23 protein-coding genes and 1 pseudogene are annotated in these 22,102 nt (G+C 36.6%); 14 read left to right on the top strand and 10 right to left on the bottom strand.

The window, feature by feature from the left end; all coding sequences use genetic code 11:
- Positions 1-241: 241 nt before the first annotated feature.
- Positions 242-667: a GatB/YqeY domain-containing protein gene (locus tag ACGLYD_RS18525; protein ID WP_067213697.1), complete on the bottom strand. Its 426-nt coding sequence runs from the start codon at positions 665-667 to the stop codon at positions 242-244.
- A gap of 270 nt (positions 668-937) precedes the next feature.
- Between ACGLYD_RS18525 and ACGLYD_RS18520 the strand changes: the two genes are divergently transcribed.
- Positions 938-2,320, top strand: coding sequence for a catalase (locus ACGLYD_RS18520; RefSeq protein ID WP_399629819.1), 1,383 nt, complete (start codon positions 938-940; stop codon positions 2,318-2,320).
- Positions 2,321-2,823: 503 nt separating this feature from the next.
- Here the strand turns inward: ACGLYD_RS18520 and ACGLYD_RS18515 are convergent.
- Complete coding sequence (locus ACGLYD_RS18515) at positions 2,824-3,150, bottom strand: helix-turn-helix domain-containing protein (protein WP_187046210.1); 327 nt, start codon at positions 3,148-3,150, stop codon at positions 2,824-2,826.
- A gap of 137 nt (positions 3,151-3,287) precedes the next feature.
- On the opposite strand from ACGLYD_RS18515, the gene ACGLYD_RS18510 reads away from it, so the two are divergent.
- The 3 genes from ACGLYD_RS18510 to ACGLYD_RS18500 all read left to right on the top strand — a co-directional run bounded on the left by ACGLYD_RS18510 (position 3,288) and on the right by ACGLYD_RS18500 (position 5,235).
- On the top strand, positions 3,288-3,695 hold the full coding sequence (locus ACGLYD_RS18510; RefSeq protein ID WP_399629816.1) for a DoxX family protein: 408 nt from the start codon (positions 3,288-3,290) through the stop codon (positions 3,693-3,695).
- A gap of 18 nt (positions 3,696-3,713) precedes the next feature.
- Positions 3,714-4,562, top strand: a complete 849-nt coding sequence (locus ACGLYD_RS18505; RefSeq protein ID WP_340741104.1) for a VOC family protein — start codon at positions 3,714-3,716, stop codon at positions 4,560-4,562.
- A 115-nt stretch (positions 4,563-4,677) separates the two neighbouring features.
- Entirely contained in the window at positions 4,678-5,235 is a 558-nt protein-coding gene (locus ACGLYD_RS18500; protein ID WP_067213692.1) for an NADPH-dependent FMN reductase, read from the top strand.
- A gap of 248 nt (positions 5,236-5,483) precedes the next feature.
- On the opposite strand, the gene ACGLYD_RS18495 is transcribed toward ACGLYD_RS18500, so the two are convergent.
- The 5 genes from ACGLYD_RS18495 to ACGLYD_RS18475 form a co-directional block, all read right to left on the bottom strand.
- The gene (locus ACGLYD_RS18495; protein ID WP_340767666.1) at positions 5,484-6,272 is read right to left on the bottom strand and encodes a DUF817 domain-containing protein; all 789 of its coding nucleotides are present in this window, start codon (positions 6,270-6,272) and stop codon (positions 5,484-5,486) included.
- Between the two features lie 107 nt (positions 6,273-6,379).
- Complete coding sequence (locus tag ACGLYD_RS18490) at positions 6,380-6,601, bottom strand: helix-turn-helix transcriptional regulator (RefSeq protein ID WP_067213691.1); 222 nt, start codon at positions 6,599-6,601, stop codon at positions 6,380-6,382.
- A 10-nt stretch (positions 6,602-6,611) separates the two neighbouring features.
- On the bottom strand, positions 6,612-7,094 hold the full coding sequence (locus ACGLYD_RS18485) for a DUF2975 domain-containing protein (protein WP_399629811.1): 483 nt from the start codon (positions 7,092-7,094) through the stop codon (positions 6,612-6,614).
- Positions 7,095-7,308: 214 nt separating this feature from the next.
- A complete protein-coding gene (locus ACGLYD_RS18480) occupies positions 7,309-7,755 on the bottom strand; it encodes a PaaI family thioesterase (RefSeq protein WP_187046207.1) in 447 nt (148 codons plus the stop codon).
- Between the two features lie 441 nt (positions 7,756-8,196).
- A complete protein-coding gene (locus tag ACGLYD_RS18475; RefSeq protein WP_067213688.1) occupies positions 8,197-8,955 on the bottom strand; it encodes a GTP pyrophosphokinase family protein in 759 nt (252 codons plus the stop codon).
- Between the two features lie 537 nt (positions 8,956-9,492).
- Between ACGLYD_RS18475 and ACGLYD_RS18470 the strand changes: the two are divergent.
- A pseudogene (locus tag ACGLYD_RS18470) lies at positions 9,493-10,009 on the top strand (bile acid:sodium symporter family protein); the annotation flags it as partial.
- A gap of 517 nt (positions 10,010-10,526) precedes the next feature.
- Here ACGLYD_RS18470 and ACGLYD_RS18465 read toward each other — a convergent pair.
- Both ACGLYD_RS18465 and ACGLYD_RS18460 read right to left on the bottom strand, forming a co-directional pair.
- Positions 10,527-11,237 (bottom strand): NAD(P)H-dependent oxidoreductase, encoded by a 711-nt coding sequence (locus ACGLYD_RS18465; protein ID WP_399629808.1) that lies wholly within the window; start codon positions 11,235-11,237, stop codon positions 10,527-10,529.
- A 58-nt stretch (positions 11,238-11,295) separates the two neighbouring features.
- Complete coding sequence (locus ACGLYD_RS18460) at positions 11,296-12,165, bottom strand: DMT family transporter (RefSeq protein WP_399629806.1); 870 nt, start codon at positions 12,163-12,165, stop codon at positions 11,296-11,298.
- 118 nt (positions 12,166-12,283) lie between these two features.
- On the opposite strand from ACGLYD_RS18460, the gene ACGLYD_RS18455 reads away from it, so the two are divergent.
- The 7 genes from ACGLYD_RS18455 (at position 12,284) to ACGLYD_RS18425 (ending at position 19,580) form a co-directional block, all read left to right on the top strand.
- Positions 12,284-13,153 carry a LysR family transcriptional regulator gene (locus tag ACGLYD_RS18455; protein WP_399629803.1) on the top strand — a complete coding sequence of 290 codons (870 nt, stop codon included), beginning with the start codon at positions 12,284-12,286 and terminating at the stop codon, positions 13,151-13,153.
- 374 nt (positions 13,154-13,527) lie between these two features.
- A complete protein-coding gene (locus tag ACGLYD_RS18450) occupies positions 13,528-14,475 on the top strand; it encodes an ATP-binding protein (protein ID WP_399629801.1) in 948 nt (315 codons plus the stop codon).
- Between the two features lie 13 nt (positions 14,476-14,488).
- Entirely contained in the window at positions 14,489-15,361 is an 873-nt protein-coding gene (locus ACGLYD_RS18445) for a lipopolysaccharide assembly protein LapB (protein WP_187046205.1), read from the top strand.
- Positions 15,362-15,957: 596 nt separating this feature from the next.
- Positions 15,958-16,764 carry a hypothetical protein gene (locus ACGLYD_RS18440; protein ID WP_399629798.1) on the top strand — a complete coding sequence of 269 codons (807 nt, stop codon included), beginning with the start codon at positions 15,958-15,960 and terminating at the stop codon, positions 16,762-16,764.
- A 25-nt stretch (positions 16,765-16,789) separates the two neighbouring features.
- Positions 16,790-17,962: a helix-turn-helix domain-containing protein gene (locus tag ACGLYD_RS18435; RefSeq protein ID WP_399629795.1), complete on the top strand. Its 1,173-nt coding sequence runs from the start codon at positions 16,790-16,792 to the stop codon at positions 17,960-17,962.
- Positions 17,963-18,661: 699 nt separating this feature from the next.
- Positions 18,662-18,814: a hypothetical protein gene (locus ACGLYD_RS18430; RefSeq protein ID WP_399629793.1), complete on the top strand. Its 153-nt coding sequence runs from the start codon at positions 18,662-18,664 to the stop codon at positions 18,812-18,814.
- A 277-nt stretch (positions 18,815-19,091) separates the two neighbouring features.
- Positions 19,092-19,580: a hypothetical protein gene (locus tag ACGLYD_RS18425; RefSeq protein ID WP_399629791.1), complete on the top strand. Its 489-nt coding sequence runs from the start codon at positions 19,092-19,094 to the stop codon at positions 19,578-19,580.
- A gap of 273 nt (positions 19,581-19,853) precedes the next feature.
- On the opposite strand, the gene ACGLYD_RS18420 is transcribed toward ACGLYD_RS18425, so the two are convergent.
- On the bottom strand, positions 19,854-20,018 hold the full coding sequence (locus ACGLYD_RS18420; RefSeq protein WP_156476125.1) for a hypothetical protein: 165 nt from the start codon (positions 20,016-20,018) through the stop codon (positions 19,854-19,856).
- Positions 20,019-20,375: 357 nt separating this feature from the next.
- On the opposite strand from ACGLYD_RS18420, the gene ACGLYD_RS18415 reads away from it, so the two are divergent.
- Both ACGLYD_RS18415 and ACGLYD_RS18410 read left to right on the top strand, forming a co-directional pair.
- A complete protein-coding gene (locus ACGLYD_RS18415; RefSeq protein WP_399629788.1) occupies positions 20,376-21,671 on the top strand; it encodes a tetratricopeptide repeat protein in 1,296 nt (431 codons plus the stop codon).
- Positions 21,671-21,805, top strand: a complete 135-nt coding sequence (locus ACGLYD_RS18410) for a hypothetical protein (RefSeq protein WP_399629785.1) — start codon at positions 21,671-21,673, stop codon at positions 21,803-21,805. The genes ACGLYD_RS18415 and ACGLYD_RS18410 overlap by 1 nt, the downstream gene beginning before the upstream one ends.
- Positions 21,806-22,102 lie beyond the last annotated feature (297 nt).

Genomic DNA, 22,102 nt, shown 5'->3' with positions numbered 1-22,102 from the left:
ATAGCTAACAGGTAGGATCTTCATTTCTACAAGGGGATTTTTGTGAAATGGGTCTTTTACAACCACAATTTCTTTTGAGTGAATAGGAAAAAGAGCTGATATTATTCGAATAGTATCAGCTCTTACCTATTACTACTTAACGGGAAGTGTATCCAGCATCCACATAAAGGGATTGTCGATCTACAAATGAATATGGGGTTTCCGTGCAACAATTATCTTGCACGGAAACCCCACACTAATATCAGATTAAGTTTTTCACGACTTTTGACATCGTTCCTCCGTCTGTTTTCCCAGTAAGTAATGGTTTTGCGATTTTCATGGCATCACCCATGTTCATACCTTTGGTGATTCCTGCCTCTGTCAACATTGTTACAATTTCGTCTTCGCTAAGTTGTTTAGGTAAGAATTTTTTGAGCAGAACTAATTTTGCTTCTTCTTGTGCAATTAAGTCTTCACGCTGTGCTTTTTGTGCGCCTTCCAGCGCTTGATTGGTCTGTTTGATTTCGCGGTTGACGATGGCAACTTCCTCATCAGTTGAAAGAACTGCACCTTTTTCCTTTTCAGCGCTATCGAGTGCTGCTTTTACTAATGTTAGTACTCCTTTTGCAAGCACATCTTTTTCCCTCATGGCATTCTTTAGATGTTCGAATACGATTGTCTTTAACATTTTTGGATCTCCTCCTATTAGTGGTTAAAAGTATAGAAGAGATGCATGTGAAAAGCAACAAATGACGATTTATTTATATTGACTTGAATCAGCACAAACTCCCTGCTCTGCTGATTAGCGGAACTCTGGCTAAGGTCGCCGCGTCCTGCGGATGTCCGTTCTTTTTTGCATGGTTATTCAGCTAACTACATTCATAATTGTATGGTGCCTCACATAAATAATAGTGTATCTTAGGGAATTAACTTATGGGTACAGGAGGCAGGAATAACTATGAGAGAAAACAATGGAGGGGAATCAGGTTCTTCCACGCATCTAAACAGAAATGTATCAAAATTTTGGGCTGAGGAAATGCATTCACAGACTGTAGGTGAAAGAGGTCCTGTACTGGAGCAGGACAGTATTTTACATGAAACATTGGAGACCTTTGTCCATTCAACAATTTTAGAAAGACCAGTGCATGTTAAAGGCTTTGGTGCTTTTGGTTACTTTGAGACTGTGTATTCTATGGCAAAATACACAAAGCTGTGCTTTTTACAAAATCCTGGGCAGCAAGTTCCAGTTACTGTGAGGTTTTCGCTTGCTGTAAGTAATAAAGGTACTCCGGATACCTCACGAAATGTGCGTGGATTTTCTACTAAGTTTTATACTGAAGAGGGTATTTTTGATTTGGTCTTCAACCATATTCCTGTATTTTTAGTACGAGATGCTATACGTTTTCCAGAGACCATTCAAGCTTTTTTACCCTCGCCCGTAAATAACTTGATGGATCCCGAACGGTTCTGGAGCTTCATAGCCAGAGCACCAGAATCAACCCATTTTGTTGTTCGGCTTTACTCTGATGCAGGCACAGTAAAAAGCTTTCGCCACATGCCGGGTTATGGTGTGAATACCTACGTTTGGAAGAACGGGGAGGGGGTACGCAGTTATGTAAAATATCACTGGGTTCCTTATGCTGGGGAGCAGTATATAGATGCTCAAGAAGCCGCCCGATGGAATGGCGAGAACCCAGATATTGCAGGTCAGGATTTGTATGATACCCTAGCAAAGGGAGAGCCTGTTGTATATGGGCTTTATGTGCAGCTTATGAATCCGAAAGATGAAGCCACTCTTCCTTATGATCCATTGGATGATACAAAAGTTTGGGATAAACAGCAGTACCCTCTGATGCCGGTTGGCCGCTTGACGTTGAACCGCAACCCGGATAACTATATGGAACAAGTGGAGAAACTGGCATATTCACCGTCCAATCTTTTGGAAGGGGCCGAATTATCAGATGATAAGATGCTGCAGGGACGCGCCAATATTTACTCGGATTCCCAGCGGCGGCGGCTTGGACCAGATTTTCGCAAAATACCTATCAATCATCAGGAAGACTGGACTCCAGCAACACAAGTGACAAGCGGCAACGGCAGATTTGTGGAGGGGCATCTTGAACGATCCGATTTGGCAAAACCGGATGATTTTACGCAGGCCGGGCAATATTATCATGCTCTTCCCCCTGAGCAACAAAATCACCTAGTAAATAATCTTTCTGCTGATCTTGCCGGCATATCCGATGAGACACGACGCATTGTTTTGACGTATCTGTACAATGCATCGCCGGAAATGGGAGAACGGGTTGTCCGACAAATTAAGACACAGACAAAGGGTTAATTCGATAACTTTCACTAAAATGATCAAACCTTATTATGAATTTTTCGAATTTAGGTACATGTACAATACACTACTCAAAAAATACAATTGAACAATAATAAAATGAAGATTGGACATGTACGCGGATGTCTAATCTTTTTTCTTGTTTATTCAGAATTTAGAAAAAATAAAAGCACCAAAAGTTCAAAAAAGGGAGCGCTTCTCTACATTGCATGTCATTGAATGAAAATGAGTTTTGTGATTATTGATTTTGTGAAGACAACTAGTACAATCTATATTTTCAATACGGTTTCTAAATCTAAATTACAGCAGAAGATTAAGAAAAAGGAATGACTAGCCTGTACCAAAATAAGAACGGTCATGAAAATGCCAATATTGAATATATTCACCTTCCCGCAAATCGGAAAGATTCAAAAACCTATAATTATTCCTAGTTGACGTTTTCTTAGAAATCATTTTGTTAATTTCATATTTTCCTTTTGTGGATAGGTAAGGATATGATTTTATGTTTCTTCACTCTCAATTTCCACCCATGACTGTGACCAATTTTCTATTTCTTTCAAAACCGGCTCTAATGAAAGCCCTTTTTCCGTTAAGGAGTACTCAATAATAACAGGTGTTTCAGGTATAACATCACGCTTTACAATCCCTTGTTGTTCTAAATCTTTTAAGCGTTCTGACAAAACTTTGCCACTGATTCCGATAGAAGATTGAATTGTACTAAATCGGTTTGAGCCCGACAATATTTGATTGATAATCAAAGCCATCCAGCGCTGACTTAAAAGCGAGATGGCTTTTTCAAATCGGGGACAAATAATAGATTGCTTCATTTTTTCTTTCACTCCTTTGTATGCAGTATATAACATGGCGGGTTTATTTCGTAAGTAATTAACTTACTTGACAACTATAATGCTCTATAATATAGTTAATTACATAAAGTAACTAACTATAAAGGGGAATAGAGAAAATGAATAAAAATGATGTGGGTACGGTTATTTTGCGTTTGGTTTTAGGTCTTACTTTTTTCATTCATGGATTATCTAAGTTTCAAGGGGGCTTAGCTAACACTGCTGGTTTTTTCGAAAGCCTTAGTATTCCAGGATTTTTAGCTTATGCCGTTGCAGTTATAGAGTTAATTGGCGGTATTCTGCTGATACTTGGTATTGGAACACGAATTATTTCTGTATTGTTTGCTGTTATTATGCTGGGGGCAATTTTCACGGTAAAAATTTCTGCAGGGTTTCTTGGCAATGATGAAATGGCGGGGTACGAATTGGAATTGGCACTACTCGCTATGTCCATTTTTATCGTTTTTGCAAACAGCTCTCGTTTCTCATTAGGTAATAAAATCTTTCGTTCTGAGGGACAAAAATAAAAAATGGAGGTAATAAATATGGAGTTTCATAGCAAACCAAACACTTTTGTAGGTCATGTAAACATTAAGGTACAAGATTTAAATCGATCACTTACGTTTTATCAGGAGATTCTTGGTTTTCAAATTCTAGAACAAACTGAAAAAACGGCTAAACTAACAACGGATGGTAAAACGAGTGTACTATCAATCGAACAACCAGAAAATGTAGTACCGCAGTATGAAAAAACTACGGGTCTATATCACTTTGCCCTTCTTCTACCTAAACGCTCAGACTTAGCTGAAATCGTGCATCATTTTATGGAAATCGGTTTGCGGTATGGATCATCAGATCATCTTGTAAGTGAAGCTTTATATTTAGCAGACCCAGATGGAAATGGAATTGAAATTTATATAGACCGCGAACCTTCCGAATGGACTTGGAGTAACGGTGAAGTGGCAATGACAGTGGATCCATTGAATTTTGAAGATCTTCTATCCGAAGGGAGACCGCAGTCATGGAAAGGTTTACCGGCTGGGACCGTCATGGGGCATATTCATTTACATGTATCTGAATTGAAAAAGACCGAAGAGTTTTATACTAAGGGCCTCGGTTTTGAAGTGGTTAACCGGTATGGCAATCAGGCGCTTTTCATCTCTACGGGTAAATACCATCATCAAATTGCCTTAAACACTTGGGCCGGAGTTGGGGCTCCAACACCACCTTTAAATAGTGTTGGGCTGGAGTCGTTTACTATAGTTTTAGCAGATGAGGTAGCAAGGAATAATGTTATCGCCCAGTTGAAGAATATTGGTGTAGCTGTGACAGAAGAAAACGGTTCTTTTGTATCCTATGATCCTTCTGGGAATCGTATTTATCTAGGGATTTAAGGGGGCGATTTATAAAAGTAGAGTATTGAAGCCGAGATAAATAAATCGTATAGGTGGTTATTATGTGGGGTTTTTAGATAGACTATTAGGTAGATCTAATGAGGAGGAAAAAACAATGACAAATGAAAAATTGAAAATAGGTATTGTTCAAGGTAGTGTGCGTGAAGGGCGAAACGGTGATGCTGTAGCAAAATGGATGGTTGATTTTGCGGAAAAACGTAATGACGCGGAGTATGAAATCGTAGATCTTGCAAATTACAATCTTCCATTCTTGGGTTCAGCAAATGCACAACCTGGTGCTGAAGGACAAATAAAAGCTTGGTCAGAAAAAATGGCTTCTTTCGATGGTTATATTTTCATCACACCTGAATATAACCATGCAATCGGTGGAGCGCTAAAAAATGCACTTGACTTCTTAAACCCAGAATTAAACAATAAAGCGGCTGGTTTTGTTGGATATGGTAGCTTGGGCGGTACGCGTGCACATGAAAACCTGCGCCTGATTTTGGGTGAGCTACAAGTTGCTGACGTACGTACGGCAGTTACGTTCTCACTTATGTCTGACTTTGAAAACATGAGCGTGTTCAAACCTGCTGACTACCATGCAGCCAACGCGAACACAATGCTTGACCAAGTCCTTTCTTGGAGCGGTGCATTGAAAACTGTACGATAAATTAACAATTTTGTGCCAAGTGCCACTCCACAACTTGTAATTTTGTTGGTACTTGGCACGTTTTTTTATAACGTCAAAAAGGTATACGTTTGAGGATGACCTTTTGGTAATTTAAAGTTCATTTGCGTTATATCTATCGGACATAGAAACGTGGAATTACACATGTGTTGATTAACCAAAGGAAACCAGTAAATGACTGCTTAGTTTTGTGTTAAAACACTAGTCGTCTTACGTATTCTTAACTGTCATTATAATTGACTAGCATCTATCTTAGTGGAATTTTTCCCCTTAACCTGTTTTAACGTCGCTACTATAAGAAAGCTAACAATTACTAATAAGAGCCATGAACTTACCTTTCCTAGATGAACGAGACTCCATGCATCGGTTTGGTTTGGGTATTTCCATGCACCAAAGAACGTTGCAATATTTTCAGCTATCCATATAAAAAATCCGATGAGCACAAAAGAAAGTGCGAGTGGCATGCGGTAACGAGTTCCATCAACCTCGTATGTGACCCATGATTGCCAAAAGACGATAATTACAAGTCCAGATAGCCACCACCGAACATCGATCCAATAATGGTGAGTGAAAAAGTTTAAATAAATTGCAGCTGCAAGAGGCACAACTATCAAAAACGGTGGCCACTTAACCAGTTCAACCTTTAACCTCCTCCATGCCTGGCAAAGATAACTCGCTACACTCGCGTACATGAATCCACTATATAAAGGCACTCCAAAGATTTTGAAATAGCCATCCTCTGGATAAGCCCAGGAGCCCATATGTACTTTGAAAATTTCAAGAGCAAGTCCAATAAGGTGGAACAATGTGATAACCTTTAGTTCATCCCGTGTTTCAAGCCCAGAACGCACCATCCACCATTGCATCAGAAGGAAGATAATGAGCAGCCAGTCATAACGTGGTAGGAACGGAAGTGGGATGAATTGTGTAAAAGCCAAAGAGGCGAAAATGACGACAGGAAACAAACATGATAGGGCCTGCTCCCGGCCAAAACGAACGAGTTGTTTTGATGCTCTCATGATTTGTGTCTCCATTTTTGGATGGTTAAATTCATGAGTAACTCCCTTTTTATGAAATAACGTAAAAAGATGTCCTTTTTCTTTCAATGTTAAATACCTCCACTTTGTTAACCTTGGTTGTCTTCATCACTTCGGTATTCCAAAATATCTCCAGGCTGACAGTCCAAAGCTTTACAAATCGCTTCTAAAGTTGATAATCGAATCGCTTTTGCCTTTCCATTTTTCAATATAGAAATGTTAGCCATTGTTATTCCAACCCTCTCTGAGAGTTCTGTCACGCTCATTTTCCTTTTAGCCAACATCACATCAATATTGATTATTATTCCCATTGTTTTCACCTCAGACTGTTAAATCATTTTCTGATTTTATATTAATAGCTTCTTGCAAAAGTTTTTGGAGAACGGCAGCAAAGACTGCGATTACCATTGGAGCAAAAATAAAGAGCATTCCAACCAATATGACACCCGGGGCGTCGTCTAACTCCGCAAAGATAAAGAAGAAGGGCATACCAACCACATATAAGCCACTGATTGTGATTGCACAATGTTTTATATTTTTCAAAGCTTTTACAGATATTTCCGAGAACGCTTTGCTCTTATCAATATAATTTAAAAGTTTAAAAGCCTGATACAATGCAACGAAAAATGGTATCGCCGAAATATACATAATTATTACAATACCATATAGTACATATGAGAACTCCGAATTACTTTCTGCTGCTTCTTTAGCTAGCAGGGGCAACCCAAATATACATAAAGCAACAATAGGGATTCCAAGAAGAATAACGGCTATTTTTAAAAAGTTTGTTGAACCTCGTTTCAAAAAAAAGCACCTCACTTATTTATTAGTAATTTCATTTTAGCACGTTTTTTATCGATTCGCAATAAATGTTTATCGTTTTTGGTTGTACCTTATTTTATAAAAACATCTTTTTAATTTTAGGCAAAGATAAAAAGCATTTCTCATTACAGGGAAATGCTCCATAACTTTAAACTATTCAATTTATAACTTGTGCAACTACTTATTTATCCATGGCTCACTCTACCTGAATTCGCTTCTGATTAGACTGCCCTTTTAATACCATACATGTGCTTGTCGAATAGGCGACTAGCTCATCCTTTTCATCAAAGATATTACACGTTAATAAACCTATTGAAGAGCCTTTTTTCATTAACTTCCCCTCAGCACGTAACTTACCTCTGAAAACTGGTTTGAGGAAATTCGTTTTTATTTCTACCGTTGAAAACAGTTCGTCTTTCTTGAGTGTGGTCGCAAACGCATAGCCCATCGCGGCATCTGCGATATCACATATTATTCCACCATGAAGTGTTCCCATCGGATTGTGTAGTTTTTCCGTCACGTTGAGTTCAATGATCACCTTTGCATCCTCCGCTTTGGTCACTCTAAATCCAATTAAATCAGCAGCAGGTGATTCAGGCAATTCGCCCTTAGCAACCTTCTGTAATACTTCTAAAAAATTCATCGATTAGCCACCATCCTTATAAAAGTAAAATCCTTTTTAGAACGGTCATTCTAAAAATGTCAGTCTAAGACGCTCAATATTGCATTAATCACATTCTTAAGTTTCTCCTTATCAGCTGTGGTTTTAGCTAAAACTAGCATATCAGTGTTGGAACATTCAGTAAAATAACGAGTGCAATACAATCTATAAATAATTATTACTTCTTAAAAAGTTAAACCATAACCCGCTATTTCTAACTTCGATTCCTAGTATCTGGAGTCACAGAAGGTCCATCTTCAAATTCACTTGGGGAAAGCTTTTTAATCCATGCATAAATAGAAAAAGCTGTTTGCCCCATACTCGGGAACAAACAGCATCTTAAAACAGTTCTCTTTCAAACTCATCTCCCTTTCCAGGTTGAAAATGAATGGTTTGCGAATTAATTGGGAACCAAAATACTAGCTATACTTCAGTCAGGCTAATTTTGCTACTTTCATTCATCATTTCTAAGAATTTAAGCGGGATATTGAAGTCATTCTTTTCATTAAAAAGAGGTGTAGTAAACTCTTCATCCATTCGTTTAATTTCATTGACTTCTTTTTGAAGATTCTCCATCTTTTGATCCAATTCGTTGGCAGATTCCGCGGCCTCTTTCAACTCTTTCGTAATTTTTTCAGGGACAGATTTGTTGAATTTATAAAAGATTTTATGTTCCAGACTTGCCCAAAAATCCATAGCAATTGTCCTGATTTGCATTTCCACAAAGACGTGCTCTACCCGATCTGTCATAAACACAGGAATTTTTAATATCAAATGAAGACTACGATAACCATTGGGTTTGGGATTTTGTATGTAATCTTTGTACTCAATCACTTCAATATCCCTTTGCTTTTGAATCATTTCACTTAGTTTATAAATGTCGGAGTTAAAGGAGCAGTTAATACGAATGCCTGCGATATCCCGCATATTTTCCTTTATGGAAGACAGGGACAGTTCAACATTTTTACGATGTGCCTTTTTGATAATGCTTTCTGGTGTTTTCAAGCGGGTATTAATATGTTCGATGGGGTTGTATTCATGTATTAATTGAAATTCTTCTTCCAAGATATTGATTTTGGTGCTCACTTCGTCTAACGCAAATTTATAGGCCAGCATGAATCTCGTCATTTCTTTTTTTAGATGATTCAATCGGCTATAGTCTAGTTCATTTGTCAGTTTCAAAATAAATTCCTCTTTTCTTTACGCTCACTATGACTAAGATGTTCTATAGTTGGCTTTTACTTTAGCTTCTCTCTTGCAATTGAATGGTGACGTCCGGTAGAAATACCATGCGATGTAATCTTCTTTGCCTTCGTATTTTCATATCCTTTTTCAATAAAAAGAATGCATTTACTCTCAAATAAAGCTGTTCACTTACTTTGGGAACGTTCTTGTTTGTGCATCTACTTATCGCCAATTGAATGATAGCACGAATACAAAAAAACTTTACTTGAGTTCTAGCTATTTTAGCATTTCTACTGGATATTTGCTGTTTCGTTCACTCTTTATTCGAAAAGAGGAAGCGGGTCCTGGGAGATAAATCAGTTCTCCTTCTTTGCCACAATCCTCTGTTATTCAGGAAAGTCTAGGCGATGACCCCATCCAGATTGTTACAATAGTAGCAACGATATGTGTTATTTCAAGAAATACGATAAACTTTATCGTATAAAATGAAAAGTGATTTTTTAAAACGATTTGAAAAAGACTTCGCCTCGAGGAATCACATCTTGTACTACTTTGTTGGCACCTTTTGTGACACCTGCATTGATCCTATTGCTTGCCAGAAAATGGCTGCCGGTTTCAGTAGGAGATATGTTTTTGTCGGTCATAAATATTGTTCTCATTCCGATTGTCCTAGGACTCATTGCGAAAATGCTGTTCCGCAAGCAAGTAGAACAAAGTGTAAAGGCTATGCCGCTTGTTTCTGTTATAGCGATTGTTTGCCATTGTCGTGGCGGTTGTCAGTGCAAGTCAGCAGAAAATTGCTGAAACAGGACTGCTCATCTTACATGTTGTTATTTTGCATAATTCTCTTGGCTATTTGCTAGGCTATGGGGTTGCTCGCTTAATGAAATTGGATTATGCTGACCGGAAAGCTATTTCCATTGAGGTGGGAATGCAGAAATCTGGGCTCGGTGCCGCATTGGCAGCAGCACACTTCTCACCACTTGCAACTGTGCCGAGTGCCATCTTTAGTGTATGGCATAATATTTCCGGCTCACTACTCGCAACATAGTGGAGCAAAAGATCTGAAAAAGTTAAAGAAACAGATGAGGCAAGTCTGAAACCATTGGAAAATTAAGGTTTTTAACAACTTATTAATTTTTTAGGTACCCACTCGTGGAACTATACAGATATGGACAATCTTTTAATTGAATTACTAATCCATGATCAAATGTTTCCCTGCAAAATTTGCAATGCCTGTTGTATTCGGCATTCTATTACTACAAGTCTTAGCATCATTGTTCGGCAAAGTCTTATAAAAATATCAAGTGAATTTTTGTTCATAGTGTGAAGCCATACAGCTATAAAGAAATCCGCAGGCGGGTACAATTGCAGGGAGACCCTTTGGATTTAAATGACTTTATTGTTGTCGATCACATATGTTAGTATTTTACGGAAAAGTGTTCACGTCGTAATTGCCGCAATGATATTCAATTAAAGTACCCATTCGTAATAAAAAGTCAACCAGATATTCCTGGTTGACCTTTTTATATATGGTCTGATTATAACGGTAATCGGGTTAGTAAGAGTTATCTATACTCCATCTTTAATTGATGATTTTCATCATAATGAGAAGTAGGGTGATATGGGATAGATGGAATTTCTTCGAGATTGTGTAAACGCTTTTTATATTCTTCTAGGTATTGTTTTCGCTCTTCTTCATCATGTGATGGAGTCCAAGAGATGAATGGTTCGACGGGTTCAAAGCCAGCAAAGTAAAGCATTCCGTGATTAATAGGATAAAGTATCTTTTCATTCATATCACCGTCCATTCCATACGGCGTATACGCACCTTTAGGAGAGCCTGTTGTAGCGGACAACATCGCTTTTCTACCTTTGAGACCGCCAGTATCATATCTATTACCTCTCGAATAAATAAAACCAGAAGCAAATACTCGATCAAACCAGCCTTTTAAAATGGCAGGAACAGAATACCACCATATAGGAAATTGGAAAATGACAAAATCCGCCCAAAGAAGTTTATCTTGTTCTTCTTGAATATCTGGAGAGAAACTACTCGTCTTCGTTGCATGTTTTTGTTCAACTGCATATTTTAAAAAGTTCTCGTTTTGAAGTGATTGAAAGTCATCACGGTCAGCGACAGCTTTGAAATTCATAGCATATAAATCTGACACTTTGACTTGATGACCTAGAGATGTTAATTCTGAAACGGCAAGGTCTTTTAAAGCACTATTGAATGATTTTGGTTCTGGATGTGCGTAAATAATTAATATATTCATGATCTCAGCTCCTATAGTTTAAATACATTATTCACGAAGGAAAAAAATCCTATATTCATTAAAAGTCGATTTCCAGTTGTTTTTTAGATGTAGAGTTTGCTATCAGTACACCAGCTAAAATGAGCATCGCAGCAAAATAGCCTTGTAGCCCCATATTTTCATTTATGAAGATGAATGCAAATATAGCTGAAAAAATGGGTTCAAGCGAAAAGAGAAAACCGGTGCTTTCAGGTGTTGTGTACTTTTGAGCAATTGGCTGCATAACAAAGCCATAAGCAGAGCAGATGAGTGCTAGACCGAGTATAGAAAACCAATGAATCGCACTAGCCGGCAAAACAGGAGTCTCAAATAGAAAGGTTCCAACGGTTGCAAACAGGGTAGTGAATCCCAGTTGATAAATACCTAGCTGCAAGGCATCAACCTCGCGCACAAAGCGGTTTGTCACGATAATATGGACTGCATAAAGGAAGGCAGCTACTAAACAATAGTATGCGCCGGATGCAATAGTAAAATCATCTCCAATCAGTAATAGTGCTAAACCGGTAGAGACAATTAGAACGCCGCATACAATTTTTCTACTGGGGAGTTTACGTGTAATGAATATTTGTAAAACGGGAACGAGGATAACTGTTGTACTCGTCAGAAAACCGGCTGTAGAAGCAGTCGTGTTTTTTACGCCGTACATTAATGCAATGAAAATCCCACATAGCAGAGCGCCTACAATCGCACTATACTTTAACGTTTTAGCGTCTACACGGATTATTTTTTTGAAGAATATCAGTACCATAACGATAAATGCAATGCCGAATCGTAAAGCGACAATCGTTATTGGAGGAATTACATCCACAGTGATTTTCATGAAAATATATGATGCTCCCCAAGCCAATGAAACCGTAGCTAAAATCAAGTTTGCTTGACGCTGTATCATGCTCGGAATTCACCCCCTTCCATCTGTTTATCTATATCGTATCACCGGTACTTGTATTAATATAATTAATATTTATAATGTAACTATTAGATTAGCTAATGTAAGGGAGTGAGAGAAGATGAATCCGTATGATGCTTTTGTCAAAATCATTGAAACAGGCAGTTTTACCAAAGCAGCTGAAGAGCTTCGCTATACGCAATCTGCTATTAGCCAAATGGTCCATTCATTAGAGAAGGAGCTTTCGACCACGCTGATTTTGCGCTCCCGCAAAGGGATTACGTTGACACCAGATGGCGAGGAGTTTTTACCTTATATTAAGAATATACGAAATTCACATCAGGAATTAATAGAAAAGCATAACGAGATGCAAGGACTGCATAGTGGACTTATCAGAATTGGAACGTTTTCGAGTGTTTCATGCAATTGGTTGCCAGGATTGATGAAGGATTTCAAGGAACAGTATCCAGCTGTTCATTTTGAATTACATCAAGGCGAATATACGAATATCTCCAATTGGATTAAAGAGGGAAGCGTTGACTTTGGCTTTGTCAATCCAACTGCTGTCACGAATCTGATAACCATTCCGCTGCAAGAAGATGAAATGCTTGCTGTATTGCCAATGGACCATCCTTTAGCTAAGCACCGCAATGTTTCCTTGAAAGAATTAACGAATGAACCCTATATTCTTTTGGATGAGGGCGAACTAAGCGAACCGTTAACCATTTTTAAACAAAATAACTTAGAACCCAATATACAATACCGGGTGCATGATGATTATTCGATTATGGCCATGGTTGAACAAGGGCTTGGGCTTACTATTTTACCTAAGCTTGTCTTAAATAGGTGCCCGTATAACATTGTGACGAAAACGATCTCTCCAGCTGTTTTTCGTACAATCAGTTTGGCATACAAGGATAAAAAGGTATTGCCGATAGCAAGTAGATATTTTATTGACTTTATCATAGAGAGAAATAGCAAACTCGTTTGAAGTTTAACACCGGATTGCAAAAGAATTCCCAATAAAACCTCGCAACTTATAACTTTAAAAGAATGATAAATTGGAGGAGGCTGCTGTTTTATCGGTTGTGCACATCAGTAGGGTGAAGAGGAAGCCGCTAAATAAAGAATTACAAAGACATTCATCCCAGCTGTCTGTATTTACGTTTGGTACAAATTGAGTCGGGTTTTCTGGATTCTAGTTTGGAATTTGATTGCCAGGCAATTTTCACTGTAACAAAACTTTATACCCTTGTGCTTTGTACTCATAGACGTTTTTTAAGCTTTATTCTAAAATTAACATATGGAAATATTTGAGTATTTACATTTCAGAAACTAGGATGAATTTGTGCAAAGGGGCCTATTATGACGAATGACTATGAAGGAAAACGAAAACAACTAAAAGTTATTCAATTTGACAAAGCGAAAAATACGCTAATTGAAAAGACAGAGCCGAAGGAGACGTTTGCGGATGTTGGCGGTTTGGAGGATGTTAAAAAGAAAATTCAGATGAACTTCATCCTTCCACTTAAGAATCCAGAGTTTTTTAAAGCATATGGCAAAGAAGCCGGGGGAAGTTTACTGCTATACGGACCACCAGGTTGTGGAAAAACGTTTTTGGCAAAAGCGATTGCGGGTGAAATAAATGCCAGTTTTCTACATTTGGAATTACAAGCAATTTTGTCGATGTACGTAGGGGAAAGCGAGCATAATCTCCATGATGTATTTGAAGCAGCGCGAGAAAATAAACCATGCGTCTTATTTATTGATGAGTTGGATGCAATTGGTGGAAATCGGCAAAACATGAGACAACATCATGAGAGAATGCTTGTCAATCAGTTGCTCCTTGAGTTGGATGGTCTAAATTCTCATAATCATGGTATCTATGTTATTGGCGCAACGAATACGCCGTGGTATTTGGATTCTGCATTACGGAGACCTGGCCGTTTCAATCAGTTGCTGTTCATCCCCCCGCCAAGTGAAACGGAAAGAGAAGTCATCCTACAGTTAAAACTGAAAGACAAACCTCAGTCTTCGCTAAATCATAAAAAAATTGCTAGTAAAACTGAACATTTCTCTGGGGCTGATCTTGGCCAACTTGTCGGGGATGCAATCGAGTCTGCATTACACCGTTCGTTGGAAACGGGTGAACTACAACCGTTAACGAATGATGATTTAAGTGGAGCATTGAAGCAAAGGAAGCCGACGACTTTGGAGTGGTTTTCCACGGCTAAAAATTACGCCACCTTCAGTGATGTGAATAAGGATTATCAACATGTGCTTGATTATATAAAAGAGAATAGAATTAGATAGGTTGTGAGTTGCGATGGACGAAGAAAAACAATATGCACAACTCATGCGGATTGAACAATTGTGTGAGTGGAGTCGTTTTAAAGACGCCATTAAAGAGACGGAAAACTACATTCAACAATACCCCGAAGATGCGGATGGTTATGCGCTGCTCAGTAAAGTCTATTTAATGTTAGATGACTTTGAAAAATCTTGGCATTGGTCACAAGAAGCATTAAAGAAAGAACCGGAAAATGAGGTCGCGTGGGAGGTTAGGGTATCGACGCTTTACACAGAAGGTAAATATGATGAAGCGATGACCGCGATTAAAGAGGCTTTAACGATTTACCCCGAAGAAGGCCATTATTATTTTTTGAAAGGGAATATTTATAATCAGCGCGGTAATTATAAGAAAGCGAAAGAAAGCTTTCTCGTTGCTTTAAAATTTGAGACTTCTAATGCACTCTATCTTGCAAATTACAGTTATGTTGAAAGTATTTTGGGGAATCAAGATCTTGCTCTTCAAGCGGAAGAACAAGCATTGGAACTAGAGCCAGAAAATTCAACTGTCTTTATGTATTTAGCTTGGGCAGCTGATCAAAGGGGAGATCATTTAAAGTCATTGCATTACTTGGAAAATGCAGTCCGAATAAAACCTGATAATCGCCAATTAAGAGAAGAGTACTTGGAAATTTTACAAAAGCAATATAAAGTGTACCGATTGTTCTTGGTGCCGTCTAAACTGTTAACAAGAGTAAAACCGATATATGCATTCCTAATTTGGATTGTGGCCTGGATTTTATTTAAGCCACTTGTCGTTGTATTTATTATTTTATATGTCCTGGCCCATTGGTCGACGAAAATCATTGTCAATGTAAAGGTGTTTGGTCGGATAATTGTAAAGGCATGAAATCTAGTATTAATGAATAGATATGAAAAAAGGTACCTAGTTCTGAATTTTTTCAGAAACAGGTACTTTTTTAGGGTTTTTATGGGGATTAAACGATGTCACAAGTGACCACTTGGTTCATTTTGGATTGTATTGTTTTGGTTCTTTCAATTTAACAAGAATGTTGATTTCCCCATGTAATATATGAACTTTAAGGAAAAGTAGGGATGGCAATAACTCTAAATAAACCTTCATGCCATCGCACAGAAAAAGTGTCATTGTATGCATTCGTCGGGGTTGATTTTTCAGCTAAGATGACGGGTTTCATGGCAAAACCTAGTTTATTTCAATAATAAAAATGCTAGTTCTTGTAATTGTATTGTCGCATAAATCTATGACGTTACTTAATTCGATATTAATTTGATTGACGCAGTGGTTAGGGGCGTAAATTATAGATTATTTATTACAATGTAACATTCGGGTTAGTATAGGAGACTGTGTAAATCCTTATTCATTAAATTACTTTAAAAAAACACTATAAATTGTGGACTTTCTTTGGTAAAAGGTTATTATAGAGGAAAGAGTGCTTAGTAAATTTATAGAAGCGAGGGAATCATATGACCGTTTATAAATTTAGTGAAGAACTGAATATCCGATTAGTAAGAGGAATAGAACAAGGCTATAGTGACTATGCTGAAGTAAGAAGAGAAAAACGAAGTGAATTACTCGTTAGTAGTGCTTATGCCTGGGTGAAAGGAAATCATATTGAAGATCAAGTGGCTAGAGAGCTTAAAGTACTAGGGATTGAATGTAAAAGAGAAAAAGCCGGGTATGCATGGGAATACCTGAGTTTCAATGAGCCTAAGAAAAATCATCTAATTTTAATAAAAAATGCCACTGTGATTAAGGGGAAATCAACGAAACCTATACTGGATATCCCTAATTCCGATAACTATTTGGTAAAGCTGTCAAAAATAAATTCTAGTATTGATTTTGATGAAGTTAAAGGTCCCAAGCAAGGGACTCTTACGTTCTTAGATTTACAAATGCCTTCGCTATCGACTGAAGATGAAGAGCTAGAGAAACTTAAAAAGCAGTATAACCATTTTTATATTTTAACGTATACGATTGATCCGGGAAGTCGAATGTTAATGGATATTGATTTATGGATGCCTGAATTTATTTCTAGTAGTCGGGTTGAAATGGTTAAAATTGATTCTTTGTCTGAGTATATAGGGCAGACTGATGCTGATATTAACTTAGAGGCTATTCATGAACTAGTTCATGTTTCCGACGAAGAATTTTCAGGAACTGCTAAGGAATTTGAATTTTCTTCATTAGAAGATGTAGAGGAAGAAACTTCAGGAACTCCAGTAGATCATGGTATCGAAGAAAATGAAGAAGAGAATGAAGAAGAAGTGTAAATTTTAGTAGAAAAGAGGGCGTATCATGTTTGTTGGGGAAAAGTTAACCGACATTCGATTACTCCACGGCTATTCACGCAATGAATTAGCGAAGTTAGTAGATGTCAGTGAGCAATCTATTTGGCAGTATGAAAATAATTATAACGGACCTAGACTTGAAATTGTTAACAAGCTAAAAGATTTGTTTAATGTGAAAACGAAGTATTTTTATGAAGAGAAGTCTTATAAAACAAAATTCGATCCAAGTTTATTAGCGTATCGATCAAAAGAAATAAACAGCGTTGTAAAAACCAAATATGAAGCCACACATTTAGAGTTTATAGAAGGATTCATCAATCTATTAGAGGGCTATATCGCTTATCCTGAAAACAGGCTTGTCAAAACTCGGGATTATTGTGTCCAATTTATAGTAGAGGCTTCCGGACGCCTTGACCGAACAGAAATCATTCAACATATAGCTGAATATGCTAGGAAAGAGTTACAAATTGGAGAAGATAACCAGAAACTCTTGTTTTTTTTAGAGAAAAATGGAGTTTTTGTTTTTGAGAAATTTTTAGGTGAAGATATTGATGCCTATAGTACTTGGAGTAATAAGGATAAACCTATCCTTATTTTAGGAACTGCAAAGAAATCATCAGTAAGGAGAAACTTTGATCTTGCTCATGAACTTGGTCATCTTTTGTTGCATTACAAAATGGATTTAAGCGAGCTAACGAAGGCTGAATACAAAAAAGTCGAAGCAGAAGCCCATGATTTCGCATCCTATTTTTTAATGCCTAAAAAAGAGTTTATTGAGGACATCAAACAAATTCAAAGAGTCTCCAATCCAAACGCGTATATTGATTTAAAAGAAAAATGGCTGGTATCTATTGCTGCAATGGCCTACTATGCAAGGAAGTTAGGCTATCTAACTTATGAACAGCACAGATATTTCTATGCGTCATTAAGTCGTCAAAACTATACACAGATTGAACCATTGGATGATAAGATAAAAATAATTAGACCTGGTAAAGTCAAAAGTTCTTTGCAGTTTTTATTTGAAAAAGAAATTATAGCACTTGAAGATCTTATCAAAATCACAAATTATAATGAAAAGTTAATTGCTAAAATAGTAGGTTTAGACGAAAAGTTCCTCACGAATTACTTGAAGGAACCCTCCTTTTTTGGTGTCAGTTATATTAGTGAAAGACAAAAATGAAGAATAAAGTCCCTTAGTTGAAATCAGCTAAAGGACTTTTTCTGTTTGCAAAGGGAAAACAATGCATCGAATAACTGTATAAGGTATCCATAAGCAGTTAGAATGCGAAGAAACTTTATTATCTAAATGTATTGACAATTATAAAATGGAAATGGTATCCTAAAGTAGTTAGATTTACAAAAAGAGGGAGGCACGGAAAAAATGATTAAACGTGTATATTCTACCTATAACTTTATAGTCATTCCGTGCTTAAACAATCTTTCTTTTAACTAATTAGTATCGGAATGGCATATATTCTGCCGTTCTTTATAATGAGCACACGCTTATTTTAATAGGCGTGTGCCTTTTTGAGTTCAATTTAAATATAAATTGGTGTTTCCACGCATTGCGTGTTGCATAAATAAGAAGAAAAGGAGTGTTGACTATGTTTTACGTAATTCAGCAAAGAAAAGTATTGAGGAAAGAATCTACAGAGAGCGGATAGTGAAAGATTATAATACTTTAAGAATTAATTAAAAATAAGATTGAGGAGGAGAATAAAAGATGATCAACAAAATTGTTAATAACAGATTGAATAAGCGATACGGAGAAAATAAATTGGAGTCACCAACAGTATATTTAGGTGGTAAATATATAACAAGAATGGTGTTTGCCATACCTTTACAATAAACTTGGAAGTGCTCCTAAGGGAGTAATAGAATGTTTGAACATGATATAGAATACGTCCGTGAACGGATGCGTGAATTACAGAAAGAAGCAAGAGCTCATGAATTAGTACGTCGCTGCATGAGCATGGAAAAGAAAAAGAGAAAATCTTTTTGGGTAATTTTAATGAGCTACTTTGAGAGATGAGTAACTAATCGGTTACTTCTGTTAGAGGGCACATCATATAAATAGTGAAAAACATCTTTGTCTACAATGAAATCTAGTAGATAAAGATGTTTTTTATGCATGGTTACAGTTTTTCATTAATAGTGCATCAACTTTCAATAGAAGCACTAAAGCCAGAGATCTATATCATTTCTGGCTTTACATTTGCCTACACAAATTTCCGTGTCTAGCGAACAATCGATATTAAGATAGCATAATCTATATAGATATAAGTTCGATTAGCAACGGAGGTAAAGGGATGATAAACTTTAAAGCTTTTAATGGTACGATAACGACGATTGATGATTTTTCGATAGGGCAAAATAACGAAGCCGGTTGCTATAAATTAATAGCCGTGGAAAATGGGAACGGGACGTTAGTCAATTTCGTAGTGGCACCCACTACTTACTTTGTAGATCATGTAATGGTGGCAGTAGGCGATAGGATAACTGGATTTTATGATGCGAACGCGTTAGTCCCTCTCATATTCCCACCACAATTTCGAGCGCTTGTAATTGCCAAAGACACTCCCTATCAAAATGTGAAAGTATCCTTTTTTAACAGTCAATTAGAGAGTAGCGACGGCGCATTAAGATTAAATATATCTTCGCATACTAAAATCTTATTGGAAAACGGGCAAGCCTTTACCGGAAGTATTGCAAATCGAAATCTAATTGTTACCTATGGCGCTACTACTAGAAGTATCCCAGCCCAAACTACACCCAATAAAGTTATCGTTTTGTGTTAGTGGTTTGGAGCAAATGAGTGCTATCTATTCGAGCGAACTACAATCTCATAATAAAAACTCAGTCATATACAATTTGACTGAGTTTTTTGTTGTATACGATTTTTTTGGTATTAGCGTAGGCTGTATTTTGGTATTGTATACTACCCTCTAGTGGTTTAATGATTTCCAACTATCAAGCTAACTCACTCAGAACTGCAATAGCACATGTTTTGTTTCACCAAAATTAAACTGAAAAACTTTTCAATGATAGAATTGAATGAATAACTCCTTGAGTTAAATCTGCTTGATTTCATTTGAAATATCGCGAAATTCTACTGATTCTAAGAATCCATTAGACTTCATCTTATCCAAAAACTCAATCAGTTCAATTTTCATTTGATATAATTGCAGATCTTTATATTCACCATCAAATTGCTCGTTTGTCGTTTCCGTAGGCATAATCTCACTCCCTTCGAAAGAATGGTATGAATTTATCCACTAGATTTAACATATTGGAAATTGCTTTAGAATCTCGAACCGATCCATTATTATCTATACATTGACTAGTGCCTTTATCTATTTTAATTATCTTAACGGTTTTATGGGGATGAATGTCTTCAATTCGCATGCGTACTACCCCTTATTTATTGCTAAGTTAAACATACCACCCACAAGACTAAAGTAACATTGAATTAGGTTGGGACATTTTATTTAGAATTACGCATTATTTAAGCCTTTTGGTAATTAATTTCTCACATTTAAATGGTATGATTAATGTTAGGTATGTATTATGCTGTAAAAGAGAGGGATTCACTAATGAAAGTTGGTCATTTAATAAGGGCAGAACGAATTAGACAAGAAATGAAGCAATTAGTATTAGCAAAAGGAATCTGTACGCCATCTTACTTATCTAAAATTGAACGGAATTTAATTTTTCCTAGTGAAGACATAGTCACATTATTATTTAATCGTTTAGGAATAGATCCATCGAAGTTACAGAAAAATAATCAGCAAACTGAAATTGATTTCGAAAAGATGCTGGAAGCTACTTACAAGGAAGTAATTACAAATCAAAATGTAAATTTTACTAAACAAAAACTGGAGTATTTAGAACAACACAGTCCCTTATTTGAAAACCGAACGCTCTACTACACTTATCTGCTGATTGTATTAAGGTTTCGCATTATTTCAGGCGGGAAAATGGATGAAATAAAAAAGGAAATAAAAGATCTTGAAGAATTAAGCAAAGATTTTAACCCACGGCAAACCTATTTATATAAAGTAAATAAGGCATTTTACTATTATTCAACAGAAAAACGCAATAAATCGATTGAATATTTAGAAGACGTGTTATTATTAGTCGATGACATTGCATTAGAAGCTTGGGAAAAAGCGGAATTGAATTATATGATAGGCGTAGTTTACACAGCAGATAGCCGAATCTTTACTACTATTGATTATATAAGAAGTGCTCTTGGTTATTACAGAGAAAATTTTTTAATGAAGAGAGTGTTAGATTGCTACATACTTATTGGGATAACTCGCAAGAAAAGTGAACAATTTCAAGATGCGTTTGAATCCTATTTAAAAGCAATGCAAATATGCGATGAGTTTAACTTGCATCACGAAAAAGGGATTGTTTACCATAACCTTGGTTCGTTATCTAGTATAATGGGCAATAGTGAGGAAGCAATTCGTTACTATAAAGAAAGCGTTGCATTTGAAAAAAATGAAGATAGCGCCCTAATTTCGATATTTTGTTTAGTGATTGAGTATTCAAAAATGAATAATCAGAGGCTTGTTAATGATTGGTGTGATAAGGGGATTTCACTACTTTTACAGTTAAAAGATAATAATTTCACATCGTATTACCATCATTTTAATATTTTCAAATCACTTCATAGTGAACAAGGCTTATCTGAAAGAATTACTAAAGAAGCGATCGAATACTTTAAGGAAAAACAGAATTACCAGTATGTTCGTAAATATTCGATAGCTCTAGCTGAATGGTATTACAATAATAGAAAATATAAATTATCATCTATTTGTTATCAAGAAGCAATTAGATATGATTATATTTATAGAAAAAAAAAGACATGGGAGGATTTATAATGAAAAAACTATTATCTATACTTATACTTGTTGTAATCTTCAGTGGAGTTGCTGGTAACCAAGCTTTTGCATCTCAAGACCGATTACCGAAACTGTTTAAAACATCCAGTTTTACTGTTGAACTCCTAAAATAATCGCAACAAAGGGAACAACTCTTAATGGGGTTGTTCCCTTTTTTTATTGCTTAAAATGCAGACGAGTGTGTTGGGTGAGAGAGCAAGTGCGGTAGCTTTTTGTTTGCATAGTCTTTTACCGAGTTGATTTGAACTTGAGTAAGAATGAACAAACTAGTAATAGTCAATGGGCGAGGTGGGAATTTTTAATACTAGTTTCCTGCTGCCTATTAGCAAGTATAAATTTTAAATAATTAAGTCTTGAATTCGAGATTTATAATTTGTTTTAATATCACTTGCGTGGTAAAGTGATATTAA

It is taken from the genome of Sporosarcina sp. SG10008 (genome assembly GCF_044569405.1).
GTDB classification, from domain to species: domain Bacteria; phylum Bacillota; class Bacilli; order Bacillales_A; family Planococcaceae; genus Sporosarcina; species Sporosarcina psychrophila.
Note: the sequence above shows the minus strand (reverse complement) of the source record. Positions and strands in the feature narration are given on the sequence as shown.

Bases quoted from the DNA above. Each gene is read 5' to 3' on its own strand.
- ACGLYD_RS18525 (WP_067213697.1), bottom strand. From the start codon at position 667: ATGTTAAAGACAATCGTATTCGAACATCTAAAGAATGCCATGAGGGAA.
- ACGLYD_RS18520 (WP_399629819.1), top strand. From the start codon at position 938: ATGAGAGAAAACAATGGAGGGGAATCAGGTTCTTCCACGCATCTAAAC.
- ACGLYD_RS18515 (WP_187046210.1), bottom strand. From the start codon at position 3,150: ATGAAGCAATCTATTATTTGTCCCCGATTTGAAAAAGCCATCTCGCTT.
- ACGLYD_RS18510 (WP_399629816.1), top strand. From the start codon at position 3,288: ATGAATAAAAATGATGTGGGTACGGTTATTTTGCGTTTGGTTTTAGGT.
- ACGLYD_RS18505 (WP_340741104.1), top strand. From the start codon at position 3,714: ATGGAGTTTCATAGCAAACCAAACACTTTTGTAGGTCATGTAAACATT.
- ACGLYD_RS18500 (WP_067213692.1), top strand. From the start codon at position 4,678: ATGACAAATGAAAAATTGAAAATAGGTATTGTTCAAGGTAGTGTGCGT.
- ACGLYD_RS18495 (WP_340767666.1), bottom strand. From the start codon at position 6,272: ATGAGAGCATCAAAACAACTCGTTCGTTTTGGCCGGGAGCAGGCCCTA.
- ACGLYD_RS18490 (WP_067213691.1), bottom strand. From the start codon at position 6,601: ATGGGAATAATAATCAATATTGATGTGATGTTGGCTAAAAGGAAAATG.
- ACGLYD_RS18480 (WP_187046207.1), bottom strand. From the start codon at position 7,755: ATGAATTTTTTAGAAGTATTACAGAAGGTTGCTAAGGGCGAATTGCCT.
- ACGLYD_RS18465 (WP_399629808.1), bottom strand. From the start codon at position 11,237: ATGAATATATTAATTATTTACGCACATCCAGAACCAAAATCATTCAAT.
- ACGLYD_RS18460 (WP_399629806.1), bottom strand. From the start codon at position 12,165: ATGATACAGCGTCAAGCAAACTTGATTTTAGCTACGGTTTCATTGGCT.
- ACGLYD_RS18455 (WP_399629803.1), top strand. From the start codon at position 12,284: ATGAATCCGTATGATGCTTTTGTCAAAATCATTGAAACAGGCAGTTTT.
- ACGLYD_RS18450 (WP_399629801.1), top strand. From the start codon at position 13,528: ATGACGAATGACTATGAAGGAAAACGAAAACAACTAAAAGTTATTCAA.
- ACGLYD_RS18445 (WP_187046205.1), top strand. From the start codon at position 14,489: ATGGACGAAGAAAAACAATATGCACAACTCATGCGGATTGAACAATTG.
- ACGLYD_RS18440 (WP_399629798.1), top strand. From the start codon at position 15,958: ATGACCGTTTATAAATTTAGTGAAGAACTGAATATCCGATTAGTAAGA.
- ACGLYD_RS18435 (WP_399629795.1), top strand. From the start codon at position 16,790: ATGTTTGTTGGGGAAAAGTTAACCGACATTCGATTACTCCACGGCTAT.
- ACGLYD_RS18430 (WP_399629793.1), top strand. From the start codon at position 18,662: ATGTTTGAACATGATATAGAATACGTCCGTGAACGGATGCGTGAATTA.
- ACGLYD_RS18425 (WP_399629791.1), top strand. From the start codon at position 19,092: ATGATAAACTTTAAAGCTTTTAATGGTACGATAACGACGATTGATGAT.
- ACGLYD_RS18420 (WP_156476125.1), bottom strand. From the start codon at position 20,018: ATGCCTACGGAAACGACAAACGAGCAATTTGATGGTGAATATAAAGAT.
- ACGLYD_RS18415 (WP_399629788.1), top strand. From the start codon at position 20,376: ATGAAAGTTGGTCATTTAATAAGGGCAGAACGAATTAGACAAGAAATG.
- ACGLYD_RS18410 (WP_399629785.1), top strand. From the start codon at position 21,671: ATGAAAAAACTATTATCTATACTTATACTTGTTGTAATCTTCAGTGGA.